The organism is Terriglobia bacterium, from assembly GCA_020073185.1.
Lineage (GTDB): Bacteria > Acidobacteriota > Terriglobia > Terriglobales > Acidobacteriaceae > JAIQGF01.
Window position 1 is genome coordinate 1 of the sequence record JAIQFT010000018.1, and the last position, 12,001, is coordinate 12,001.

Sequence of the window (12,001 nt, forward strand, 5' to 3'; positions counted from 1 at the left end):
CGTACGCCACCAAAATCCTCCGCCGCAGATCGTCGGAAAAGGCTCGTGCCATCAGCTGTATTCGCAGAGACCGCCAGCACCAGCAGCTTACGTCCAAACACTCATTCGCGGGTATATCTACTCGGGAACCGCTCTAAGGTCAGGAGGGAAATTCTTCGAGGTAAAGCTCTGTCGCTTCCTTCAGATTGGCCACTGCTTCTTCGACGGTCGTGCCCTGGCTCACCGTGCCGATCTCAGGACAATCGGTGACGTAGAGGTTCTTCTCTTCCTGGTGCACGACGGCGGTCAAGCGGCGCACCGCCATAGGCAAACAATAACACGGAGACACGGAAGATTGAACCACCGTGTCTCCGTGTGTTTATCGCCTCAAAATTACGCGGTTACGTACTTGCCTTGCTCGATCACGCGCGCGGCGATCTTCTCCCGCAGCGCGATCGTGTTGATGGGTTCGTACTTGAGCAAGCGGCGCAGGATTGCCATCTGGGTGCGCAGCATGTCGCCCTCGGCGATGGCGGCGATTACCTTGCGCGCCGCTGCCTCGACGGTTTCCATGGCGCGCGCCACGTAGACCTGCGTCATGGCGGTGGCGAGTTCGCCATCGCGCCCGCCCAGCTTTTCCGCGCGCAGCAGCGCCGACTCCATGCAGTAGGTCTCGATGATGATGTCGGCCAGCGCGCCCATGATCTCCTGCTGGTCCACCAGCTTCTGCATGTATTTCTGCGACGCGGCGCCGGCGGTGAACAGCGCGATCTTCTTTGCGTTGCTCACGATCGCCTTCTCCGCGCCCAGCGGCCCTTCCGGAGTTTCCGACATCGAGGGCCCGCCCAGAACCTCGTCCATCAGCCTCTTGATGGCGGGCATGAGCGGCAACTGTCCGGTCATGGCGCGTTTCATCAAAAAGCCAGTGATGATGAGGCGATTGATTTCGTTGGTGCCCTCGAAGATGCGGTTGACGCGCGAATCGCGGTAGGCGCGCTCCGCCGGGTACTCTTCCACGAAGCCGTAGCCGCCATAGATCTGCACCGTGGCGTCCACGGCGCGGTCCAGCGCCTCCGAGCCCCACACCTTGATGATGGAGCACTCGACGGCATACTCTTCGATGGCTTTACGGACTTCGCGCGCCGCGTCGGGCGAGCTCTTGTCAATTTCGCCGAGCGCGACGTCCATCATGCCGACCGTGCGATAGACCGCACTTTCACCGGTCCAGATGTCGACCGCCATGTCGGCGATCATTTCGCGAATCAGGCCGAACTGCGAAATAGTGGTGTTGAAGGCCTTGCGCTGCTTGGCGTAAGCGATGGCGTCCTGCAGCGCGGTGCGCGCGCCGCCGACGCATCCGGCGCCGAGTTTGAAGCGGCCGACGTTAAGAATATTAAACGCGATGATGTGACCCTTGCCGATATCACCCAGCAGGTTCTCCACCGGGACCTGGCAGTCGTTGAGGATGAGTGGGCAGGTGGACGAGCCGCGGATGCCCATCTTGTGCTCTTCGGCGCCGACCGCGAAGCCGGGGAAAGTCTTTTCGACGATGAAGGCGGTGAACTTTTCGCCGTCGACTTTGGCGAAGATAATGAACACGTCGGCGAAGTTGGCGTTGGTGATCCACATTTTTTCGCCGTTGAGGATGTAGTGCTTGCCGTCGGGCGAGAGCACGGCCTTGGTGCGGCAATTCAGCGCGTCGGAGCCGGAGGAGGATTCCGACAGCGCGTAGGCGCCGACAAATTCCGCCGTCGCCAGCTTGGGCAAATATTTCCGCTTCTGTTCTTCGGTGCCGAAATAGACGATGGGTAGCGTGCCGATGCCGGAGTGCGCGCCGAAGGTCACGACAAAGCTGCCGTACTTGGCGATACGCTCCGCGACGATGGCGGCGCTGACCTTGTCCATGTCCATGCCGCCGTAGGTTTCGGGGACTTCCACCGAGGTCAGCCCGAGCTCGCTGGCCTTGGTCAGCAGCTCGCGAGTAAGCGCCCAGTCCTTTTTCTCCAGCTTGTCGGCCACGGGAGCGATTTCTTTGAGCGCGAATTCGTCGGTCGTTTGCGCGATCTGACGGTGCTCGTCGGTGAAATCCTCGGGCGTGAAGACTTCATCGAGCCGGCGTTCTTCAATGAGAAAACTGCCGCCGGTGATTTTCGTGCGTGTTACAGGTGTTGCTGTCGCCATAAGTCCTCTCTCTTATCTCTTACGAAACCACAGAGGCCACAGAGGCTCGCAGAGGCTTCTCCCAACCTCTTCCTTCGACGAACCTCTTGATGCCGTCCCGCAAATGCTTGACGTTGAAATTGATCAGCAGCCCGACCGGCCTGCCGCTGAGCTTGAGGTATGAAATCAATTGCGCTTCGTATACAGGCGTAATGCCTTCGCAAGCTTTCAGTTCTACGATCACCAAATCCTCGACCAGCAGATCGATTCTGTATCCAGCGTCAATCCGAACGCCGTCATAGATAACCGGCAACTCAACTTGCGAAGCAGCTTTCAAACCGCGCTTCCGCAATTCATGTAACAAACACGCTTCGTAGGCTTTCTCGAGAAGGCCGGGTCCCAGGGCCGTATGCACCTTCATTGCGCTGTCGATGATTTCAGAGGTGATGTCATTGATTTCCATTCTCTTTTCCCTCTGTGTACCTCTGTGCCCTCTGTGGTTAAGGAACATTCTCAAAAATTCCAGCCGCGCCCATGCCGCCGCCGACGCACATGGTCACGATGCCGTAGCGTCCGTTGCGGCGCTTGAGTTCGCGAATGATGGTGGCCGTCAGCTTGGCGCCGGTGCAGCCCAGGGGATGCCCGAGCGCCACCGCGCCACCGTTGGGATTCACGCGCGCCGGATCCAGCCGCGCTTCCTGAATCACGCAGAGCGACTGGGCGGCGAACGCTTCGTTGAGTTCGATGACGTCGATGTCGGAAAGTTTGAGCCCTGCGATTTTCAGTGCTTTCGGAATCGCGTAGACCGGCCCCACGCCCATTTCCTCCGGTTTGTAACCGGCGGTAGCGAACGCAACAAAACGAGCCAGTGGCTTGATGCCAAGCTGCTGCGCTCGGTCCGCGGACATGACCACGGCGGCCGCCGCGCCGTCGGACATCTGCGAGGAACTGCCGGCGGTCACGATGCCATGGGCATGGAACGCGGGCCGCAGCGCGCCCAGGACTTCCATGGACGTATCGGCGCGCGGGCCTTCGTCAACCTTAAAGATGATTTCCTGACGCTTCGGCTTCGAGCCGTTCGGCGTGGTGAAGCTGACGGGCACGGGAACGATTTCTTCTTCGAAGCGCCCCGCCTCGATCGCCGCAATCGCTTTTTTGTGCGAGTTGAGCGAGAACTCGTCGGACATTTCGCGGGTCACGCCGAAGCGTTTGGCAATGCGCTCGGCGGTCAGGCCCATGGAGAGGTAGGCGTCGGGATAATTCGCCACCAGCCAGGGGTTGGCCGAGACCTTGTGCCCGCCCATGGGAATCATGGTCATGGATTCCAGACCGCCGGCCAGAATCACCTCGGCGCCACCCGCCATGATGCGCTCGGCCGCCATGGCAATCGCCTGCAGGCCGGAAGAGCAAAAGCGGTTCACGGTCATGGCCGAACATTCCACCGGCAGGCCGGCGCGCAGCGAGGCGATGCGGGCGACGTTCATGCCCTGCTCGGCTTCGGGCATGGCGCAGCCCATGATGACGTCTTCGATCTCTTTGGGATCGACTTGCGGCACTCTTTCGAGTGCGCCGCGAATGGCGATGGCGCCCAGTTCATCGGGTCGGGTGGCGCGCAGCGTGCCCTTGTAGGCCTTGCCGACGGGCGTGCGGACGGAACTAGCAATGATTACTTCACGCATTTTGTACCTTCGCACAGAAACTCTTTGCTGCTTCAACAATGTCGGCAGCCAGTTTAGTTCTCAAATACGGATTATCTTCGTACTCGCTGCCCAGACCGACAAAGGGGAGTAGCTCTACAGGCTCGCCTACTTTGTGATAGATTCGGCGCCAGATAACATTCGCGCCTTCGTACGGATCCAAGCGGCCTTCACAAATATCTTCAGCAATCGCTCGACTCAGTGTCAGTGCGGCGTCTTTCTGCGACGTGGAAACAGTGCCGAGCTCGTCAAAGAATTGCGACAGTGTGTGAGAAATTTCGCGAAGCGTAGGGCCATTCAAGGCGGCAATGAACCGAATGCTCGGGCCATCAAACCCACGCTCCAGCGCGCGTTGTGCGATTTCAGGTAAACCCTCCGGCGGAAGAACACCGACCATATGTGCTGCCCTGAAGAGCACCGGATCAAACCTGTCCTTGAAATACCCACCAAAGCTGAACATCAATTCCTCAGCGGTTTCCCCGTCACAGCGTGAACGCAATCCGCTCTCGGATTTGTTGTCAATCGCCGACCGTCACGTACTCCGTAACCGTGCTTGGTTCCGGAATCGGCTCCCCGTGCATGCGCATACCTTCGAGATGAAATTCAATGGCTTCACGGACGAGCTGCTTCACCTCTTCCATGGTTGCGCCGGCCAACCGAGCCCTGGCAAGTCGGGAACATACGCGCCCCAGCCAGTGCCTGATTCTTCGAAAATGACTGCGTACTTCATTTCGTGCCGTCCTTGTGGGACTCGGTTGTTTTCTTGCGCGTATCCCGGTGGCTCACGCCACCTGCTAGGTTCAACCCCAACTGGGCAAGAAGTAGCCGCACGGCTGAAGGTGATTCAGTCTCCGACCGCAATGTATTCCGTTTTTGTAGTCGGCTGGGGCACCGGCTCCCCGTGTTCGCGAAGGCTCTCGATGTGAAATTCAATCGCCTCGCGGATTAGCCGTTCGGTCTCATCGAGCGTTTTTCCTGTCGTGACGCAACCGGGCAAGTCCGGCACGTAGGCCGCATATCCGGTAGCCGACTCTTCAAAAACGACTGCGTACTTCATTTCAGCCCTGCCTGTTTCTTGATGCTGTTCAGCGTCCCGGGCGGAAGGTCGTCGCCGGGATGTCCGGGGACAGTCACCGTACCAGCCTTACTCGAATGGCGGTATTGTCGATGACTACCCTTGACCCGTTTGAGTCTCCAGCCTTCCTGTTCCATCCACTTGATGACGTCACGAACTTTCATGACGTCAGTTCCTCAGCGGCTTCCCCGTCTTCAGCGTGAAGGCAATGCGCTCCTGCGTTTTCTTCTCGCCGCAGAGCGACTTGAACGCCTCGCGCTCGCAATCGAGCAGATATTGCTCGCTTACAGGCGTGCCGGGCGTGATCGCGCCGCCGCAGAGGACTTCCGCGACTTTGTTGCCGACCTTAACTTCGTGCTCGGTGACGTACTCCCCTTGCCGCATTAGATGGACGCCAAGCTTTAAAGTCGCCAAAATGCTTTCGCCCGGCGCGGGAATGTCGATGCGCGGGCGCGGCGGCTTGTACGAACGCGTCAGTTCGAGCACGTGCGCCTTGGCGTCAGCGAGGACGCGGTCGCGGTTCATGGTGACCTGGTCAACCGGCGCGAGAAAGCCGAAGGCGCGCGCTTCGGCGACCGAGGTTGAGACTTTGGCCATTGCGACGGTCTCGAACGCTTTCTTCATCGCCTCCATGAGTTCGACCGACTCCCCGCGGCCGTCGGGCCTAATGGAAGCCGCCGCGTCCACCGCGCGCAGCGTCATCTCCTTGCATCCGCCGCCGCCGGGCAGCAGGCCAACGCCAACTTCCACCAGTCCCATGTAGAGCTCGGCGTGCGGATGCCGCGCCGCGCCGTGCAGGGAGATCTCGCAACCGCCGCCCAAGGTCATCCCGAAAGGCGCCACCACCACGGGTTTCGGAGAGAATTTGATCGCCTGCGTCATCCCCTGGAACTGGCGGATGATCATGTCAATCTCGTCCCACTCCTCTTCCTGGATGGCCATCAGCAGCAGCATGATGTTGGCGCCGGCGGAAAAGTGCTGGCCGTCGTTGGTGATGACGAAAGCGTCGAAGTTATCGCCAGGGCCACCGGGCTTTAGCGTCTGGGTTACAAGTTGAATGATGTCGCCGCCGATGGCGTTCATCTTGGTGTGGAACTCGATGCAGCCGACGCCGTCGCCTAGGTCCACCAGCGTCGCGCCCGCATTCTTCTTGACCACACCGCCGGATTTTTTCGCCACCTGCACCGACCAGATTCCGGGCGGCACTTGCTGGCTCTTGTAGCTGGCGGTGGCTACATCGAAGTACGCCACGCCCGAAGACGCGCCCACTGCGTCGCTGTACCACGTTTTCTTGCCGGAGGCGAGCAGGCGGGAGACATTTTCCGCCACCGGGCGGCCTTCCTTCTTCATGCGAGCGACCGTGGGTTCGACCCCGGCCGCATCCCACAACTCGAACGGGCCCATCTCCCAGTTGAAGCCGAGGCGCATGGCGCGATCAATCTCGACAATCGAATCACAGATTTCGCCGATGCGGTTGGCCGAGTACGTCCACAGGTCCGATAGCACCGACCACAGGAACTGGCCGGCGCGGTCGCCTTTCTGCGGGCCGCTGCCGTCGGTGCCGAGCAGCGTGCGCAGGCGCTGCGCGGTGTCCTCGATCTGCTTCGCCATGTCGAGGGCGGGGAACTTCGCCTTCTGCCGCGGGCGATACTCCAGCGTCTTCCAATCCAGCGCCAGCCGCTCGTCGTCTTTGCCCGGCGCGCCTTTGGTTTTCTTGTAGAAGCCGCCCTTGGATTTGTCGCCCAGCCACTTGCGCTCGAGCATGGCGTTGAAGAAATCGGGCAGTTTGAGGTCGCTGCGCTCGTCCTTCAAGCTGCGCGTCATGTTCGATACGACGTGCCCAAGAACGTCGAGCCCGACCATGTCGGCCAGGCGAAAGGTGCCCATCTTCGGCCAGCCGACCGCGCTGCCGGTGAGCGCATCCACTTCCTCGATGATGAGGTCCATCTCCTGCATCAGGCGCATAACGTTGAGCGCGGAAAACGTGCCGATGCGGTTGGCGATGAAGTTGGGCGTGTCTTTGGAGACGACGATCCCCTTGCCCAGGCGCACGTCGCAAAAGTGCGAGATCGCCTCGACCGCGGCGCGATCGCTGTCCTCGGTGGGTATGATTTCCAGCAGGCGCATGTAGCGCGGCGGATTGAAAAAGTGCGTGCCGAACCAGTGGCGGCGGAAGTCGTCACTGAAGCCCTCGGCGATCTTGGCCACCGGCAGGCCGCTGGTATTGGTGGTGACGATGGCGCCCGGCCTGCGAGTGGCCTCCACTTTCTTCAGCAGCGTGCGCTTGATGGCCAGATCTTCGACCACCGCCTCGATCACCCAATCGGCCTCGGCCACATACTTCATGTGGTCTTCGAAGTTGCCGATAGTGATCAGGCGCGCCAGCGACGTCTCGAAAAACGCCGCCGGCTTCGACTTGCGCGCGGCCTCCAGGCCGCCGGCGGCGACGCGGTTGCGCGCCTCGCCGTCGGCGTCGGGCACAATGATGTCCAGCAGGTAGGAGGGAACAGCGGCGTTGGCCAGGTGGGCGGCAATGCGCGCGCCCATGGTCCCGGCGCCCAGGACAGCAACCTTCTCAATTTGTTTCATCATGGCGGAATCCGGGGGGAGGGGTACCCCGGCGGACAATATAGCAGCTTGATCCCCGTCTAGCCTGTGATGTGGACGCTGAGGACAGCGAAAAATTAGCGCGCGATTGGGAAGGAATTATTGCGGGAATTGAGGCCCAAAACAATTTGGGCGCGCCGCGTAGATGTGGGGTGAGGATGGCAGCGGCGCGCCCTTTCTATTAAGTTGTATACACATTACCGGAAGTGTCCTGCGGACGTCAAGATAAATCCTTGCGGCTCTGCAGTTTACGAGGTGAGCGCGGGTAACATATAAGTTGCTCCGGGGGCAAGTGCACCGGTCACCAATGCTTGTGATACGCTCCGAAATGGAACTGCACCGGTGAAGGTACTGATCAGTGCCCCAGTGAACCGTCCCTTGACGCGGCCGAACACCGTCACCAACGTGGGGTCGAGGTGCGGCGTCCGTGGCATGGCGGCCTCGCTAAGGTTCCGGATGAGCCGCCAGATATCGCTGTGCAAGCTTCACCACGTCGCGCTCGCCACGGTAGCTGAGCTTGCCCGGGGCCTCATCCAAGGGGAGCCAGAGGGACTGGCGGACTTCGCGCCGCATCGCCGGGGTAATGTGGCCGATGCGCCCGCTGCGGTACATCAGCAGGAAAAAGCTGACGCTCTTGAACACGCGCTCGCGGCCGCCCCAGGAGCGAATGTAGATGTACTCGATATCGGTGAGCTTGGAGAGCAGGTCGGCCTCCACACCGGTTTCTTCGCGCACCTCGCGGACTGCCGTTTCCTCCGGCTTTTCCCCTTTGTCCACGTTGCCCTTGGGCAGTGCGAGCACGCTGGCGGGAGCGCCGGGTTTACGCCGGCTCTGCGGCTCGATCACGGCCACCCACCACCGTTCCTGCATGCGGCGGAGGACCACGCCTCCGGCAGAAAATTCGCGCACCATCAAAGAGTAGCCTCAGTAACCTCGGGTATGGCGCGCGGTGACCACGGTATTCTGGCGTCGCCGGCTGCACTTCTGAATCATGGGAACAGCACGGGGCATCATAGCCAATACAGCGTCCGCGTGGGGCCGGATGTACGCTGGATCATAGGTATGTTACACAAAATAGCGCGCTCGGTTCGCGCGTTCGCGCGCGGGCTGAAACGCATCTCAGACTCGCCGCTTGCACCGGCGGCGCCACTACCACCTTCGGTCGGACTGGCGCTGGGCGGCGGTTTTGCCCGCGGCCTGGCCCACATCGGCGTGCTCAAGGTTTTCGAGCAAGAAGGTATTCCCGTCAACTTCATCGCCGGTACGAGCGTGGGCTCGGTGATCGGCGCGGCATACTGCAGCGGCATCTCCGCCAAGGAACTGGAGGAGATGGCAGCCCGGGTGCGCTTTCGGGATTTCGCGCGCTGGACGATCTCGCGCTACGGTCTGGCCAGCAACGATCGCATGGCGACGTTTCTCGGCAAGATGCTGAAGAGCCGCACGTTTGAGGACCTAAAGATTCCCTTGGCTGTGGCCGCCACCGATTTTGCCAGCGGGGAAGGAGTGGTTTTCCGCGCCGGGCCGCTGGTGGACGCGGTGCGCGCCAGTTGCGCCTATCCCGGGATGTTCAGCCCGGTTAAGGTGGGCGGCCGCCTGCTGGTGGACGGCCTACTCGCGCACGCGGTTCCCACCGGTCCCTTGCGCGACATGGGCGCGCAGCGCGTCATTGCCGTCTACCTCAGCGCGCCCTGGGCGAGTGCGGATGGCCCACGACACATACTTGACGTCATCGGGCAGTGCTTCTCGATCGCGCAGTCGAAGATGTGCGGATTGTGGGAAGCCGCCGCCGACGTAGTGCTCCAGCCCGAAGTGCGCGGCTTCAGCTACGACCACTTCGAGCGCGCACCGGAATTGATTCGGGCGGGTGAGGTAGCAGCCCGTGCCGCGCTGCCCGCGATCAAGCAGTGGTTCGGACCGCCGGAGCCGGTGACGCTGACAACCCCGGTGAAGGCGCCCTCGCCGGCTTAGATAACAGGCTCGACAGCGGCGCTGATCTCGGCGGCATCCGCGGTCTCCGACTCTTCCAGGAGAGTTACGAAGGCTGCTTGTTTTCTCGCAGCAACTCTTGGAATTCCTTGCGGGTCAATTGCTCGTGGGTAGCGAACCATCGCAAGACCGCGCTGCCGAGCTGGATTGCGGCAGCGGACCCAGCCGGTGCGGAGGTCGCCGTAGCGGCCGCCCTCTGAGGCTCCCCGCTGAGTTCAGCAATCGCCTGGCGGAGCTTCTCCATCTCGCCGGGCGGGACATCGGTGAATTCCACTCCCATACCCATGTTGAGCTGGGCCATGCGGACGATGGCCGGCAAACTCAAGGCATGGCCGCTAAAGTTGATGTCGAGGCGGATCGGGGTGCCGACGCGCATGGGCGACATCATTTCCACATAGCAGCCGCACATTGAAATATCCAGGACGCGGCCTTCCGAACCGAAATGGCTGTTTGACTCGCGCACGCTGGCAATGCCGGCGCAATTGTAGCGTGGGTATCGCCTCCGTTCGCCCTGGCGACGATCGCCTGCACGACGCTCCGCTCCATGCGTCGATGACGCCGCAGATTGCACTGCAGGCGGCGGCGAGTAGGTGTCAACCTCATCGTGTATGCCCGCCGAGGGTGGCAAATGATCGCCAAAAAGCAGCCTGGCCCCTTCCACACCCTCCAATCCCAGCGTGGCAGTGTCCTTTTCCATCCAGACAACGCGGTAGCGCCCCCGCTTATCTTTGTATTGCACCCGCACGATGTCGCCAGGGCCGCGGACGCAACGAATTCCCTTGAGCCGGATGCCACACCAACTGATGTCCACTGTTTTCGCCTTCTGCACAAACGGGTCGCCATTCATGTCGAAGCCGGAAACGGACACGGGCAACTCGATCTGCAGCCGCTTGCCTTTTCGCGCACCCATCGACGTTGCCCCTCAGTGCTGGCGTCAGCCGTCGTCGAGATCGACGCCAGCACAAAACCGCCAAAAGTATCAACCGTTTTATTGACCCGGCAAATCTGGGCGGATAGATTTAGAATATTCCCATCGTTCAGGTTACTGCCGTGAAATCTTATCGTTCTGCGCGGGTAGTACTGGAGGCCGTGGAGCAAGTATTGGCGCCCAAACCCCGGCTTGCCTCGCGTGGGCGGCTGCCGCTGCGCGAAATCCGCGGCGCGCAGAATCCCAAGTCGCCGTTGGACGCGGTCGCCGGGCTGCTGCAAAGCTCGCGGCAATACTTCGCGGTCACGATCTATCTGGCGACGGGCGAAGGCCTGCTGCGGGTCGCCTCGGCGGGACCTGCGCCGCGCTGCGACTGCATGCGCGTGGGCGAGGGCAATGTCGGCGAGGCGGCGAAAACCGGTAGGGCGAAGGTCGTGCCCGACGTCAGCCGCGATCCGCAGTACTTCCAAGTTTTCCGCGAGACCCGTTCCGAGTTGGTCACGCCCATCAAGATCGGCACGCACGTGATCGGCGTGATGGACGTTGAAAGCGACCGCCGGAACGCGTCTGCCTACGAAGAACGCGTTCTGCTGTATGAAGTCGCCAGCGTGCTCGCGCAATTCCTCAGCGGACGCGGAAAATACCTAGTGATGCAGTCCGGCCACCCTCAAACCGAAAGGCAGGTGCCTTTGCGCCCCGCCGCAGGAGACAGAGTCCGTTCATGAGCACCCTGGTGGAGCCGATTACCAACCTCAAGCAGGTCGCCAACCGCATTCGTATTGAAATCGTGAAGATGATTGGCGCGGCCGGCAGCGGTCACCCGGGCGGATCGCTCTCCGCGGTGGAGTTGCTGGTCGCGCTTTATTTCCGCGTGCTGCAGCACGATCCCCAGCGCCCCGACTGGCCCGAGCGTGACCGCTTCGTGCTCTCCAAGGGACATGGCGTTCCCGTGCTCTATGCCACGCTGGCCGAGGCCGGCTATCTCGACCCGGCCCTGCTGTCCACGTTGCGCAAGCTGGGGTCGCCGCTGCAAGGTCATCCCGACAAGCGGATGCTGCCGGTTTTGGAAGCCTCCACCGGATCGCTGGGGCAGGGAATTTCCATTGGTATCGGCATGGCGCTGGCGGCGCGTCTGGACAAGCGCGACTGGCACACCTTTGTCATGGTCGGCGACGGTGAAATCCAGGAAGGGCAGATCTGGGAAGCCGCCATGTACGCGGGTTTCCACCGCCTCTCGAACCTGACCGTGATCGTGGACTACAACCAGCAGCAACTCGACGGCTTCCTCGTTGACATCCTCGATCCCGCGCCGGTCGCGGAAAAATTCCGCTCGTTCAACTGGAACGTCATCGAGATCGATGGCCACGACCTGGAGCAATGCATTGCCGCCCTGCAGCAGGCGCGCGCCGGGCTGACTTCGCGTCCCACGGCGGTGATTGCCCATACCATCAAGGGCAAAGGCGTGTCGTTCATGGAGAATAATCCGGAGTGGCACGGCATGGCGCCGAAAAAAGAACAGGTCGAGGCGGCGCTGAAGGAGCTGGAGGCCAACGCGCGGTGAAGACCACG

13 protein-coding genes and 1 pseudogene are annotated in these 12,001 nt (G+C 61.4%); 3 read left to right on the top strand and 11 right to left on the bottom strand.

Annotation, left to right across the window (positions count from 1 at the left end; translation table 11 throughout):
* Positions 1-139 precede the first annotated feature (139 nt).
* From LAN64_08555 to LAN64_08600, 10 genes and pseudogenes are all read right to left on the bottom strand, one after another.
* Entirely contained in the window at positions 140-304 is a 165-nt protein-coding gene (locus LAN64_08555) for a type II toxin-antitoxin system HicB family antitoxin (protein ID MBZ5567886.1), read from the bottom strand.
* A gap of 68 nt (positions 305-372) precedes the next feature.
* Positions 373-2,160 (bottom strand): acyl-CoA dehydrogenase family protein, encoded by a 1,788-nt coding sequence (locus LAN64_08560; GenBank protein ID MBZ5567887.1) that lies wholly within the window; start codon positions 2,158-2,160, stop codon positions 373-375.
* 19 nt (positions 2,161-2,179) lie between these two features.
* Positions 2,180-2,602: a GxxExxY protein gene (locus LAN64_08565; GenBank protein ID MBZ5567888.1), complete on the bottom strand. Its 423-nt coding sequence runs from the start codon at positions 2,600-2,602 to the stop codon at positions 2,180-2,182.
* Between the two features lie 37 nt (positions 2,603-2,639).
* Positions 2,640-3,818, bottom strand: coding sequence for an acetyl-CoA C-acyltransferase (locus LAN64_08570; protein MBZ5567889.1), 1,179 nt, complete (start codon positions 3,816-3,818; stop codon positions 2,640-2,642).
* Complete coding sequence (locus LAN64_08575) at positions 3,811-4,296, bottom strand: hypothetical protein (GenBank protein MBZ5567890.1); 486 nt, start codon at positions 4,294-4,296, stop codon at positions 3,811-3,813. Before LAN64_08575 ends, LAN64_08570 begins: the two co-directional genes overlap by 8 nt.
* Before the next feature lie 58 nt (positions 4,297-4,354).
* Positions 4,355-4,566 (bottom strand): annotated as a pseudogene (locus LAN64_08580) (type II toxin-antitoxin system HicB family antitoxin).
* Between the two features lie 114 nt (positions 4,567-4,680).
* The gene (locus LAN64_08585) at positions 4,681-4,893 is read right to left on the bottom strand and encodes a type II toxin-antitoxin system HicB family antitoxin (GenBank protein MBZ5567891.1); all 213 of its coding nucleotides are present in this window, start codon (positions 4,891-4,893) and stop codon (positions 4,681-4,683) included.
* Entirely contained in the window at positions 4,890-5,075 is a 186-nt protein-coding gene (locus LAN64_08590) for a type II toxin-antitoxin system HicA family toxin (protein ID MBZ5567892.1), read from the bottom strand. The genes LAN64_08585 and LAN64_08590 overlap by 4 nt, the downstream gene beginning before the upstream one ends.
* A gap of 4 nt (positions 5,076-5,079) precedes the next feature.
* Positions 5,080-7,503, bottom strand: coding sequence for an enoyl-CoA hydratase/isomerase family protein (locus tag LAN64_08595; protein MBZ5567893.1), 2,424 nt, complete (start codon positions 7,501-7,503; stop codon positions 5,080-5,082).
* 459 nt (positions 7,504-7,962) lie between these two features.
* Positions 7,963-8,430, bottom strand: coding sequence for an NUDIX domain-containing protein (locus tag LAN64_08600; protein MBZ5567894.1), 468 nt, complete (start codon positions 8,428-8,430; stop codon positions 7,963-7,965).
* 150 nt (positions 8,431-8,580) lie between these two features.
* On the opposite strand from LAN64_08600, the gene LAN64_08605 reads away from it, so the two are divergent.
* Positions 8,581-9,486, top strand: a complete 906-nt coding sequence (locus tag LAN64_08605; GenBank protein ID MBZ5567895.1) for a patatin-like phospholipase family protein — start codon at positions 8,581-8,583, stop codon at positions 9,484-9,486.
* A gap of 64 nt (positions 9,487-9,550) precedes the next feature.
* Here the strand turns inward: LAN64_08605 and LAN64_08610 are convergent, their stop codons facing one another.
* Entirely contained in the window at positions 9,551-10,414 is an 864-nt protein-coding gene (locus LAN64_08610) for a PilZ domain-containing protein (protein ID MBZ5567896.1), read from the bottom strand.
* 191 nt (positions 10,415-10,605) lie between these two features.
* Here LAN64_08610 and LAN64_08615 point away from each other — a divergent pair, with 191 nt between their 5' ends.
* A complete protein-coding gene (locus tag LAN64_08615) occupies positions 10,606-11,157 on the top strand; it encodes a GAF domain-containing protein (protein ID MBZ5567897.1) in 552 nt (183 codons plus the stop codon).
* On the top strand, positions 11,154-11,993 hold the full coding sequence (locus tag LAN64_08620) for a transketolase (GenBank protein ID MBZ5567898.1): 840 nt from the start codon (positions 11,154-11,156) through the stop codon (positions 11,991-11,993). Before LAN64_08615 ends, LAN64_08620 begins: the two co-directional genes overlap by 4 nt.
* Positions 11,994-12,001 lie beyond the last annotated feature (8 nt).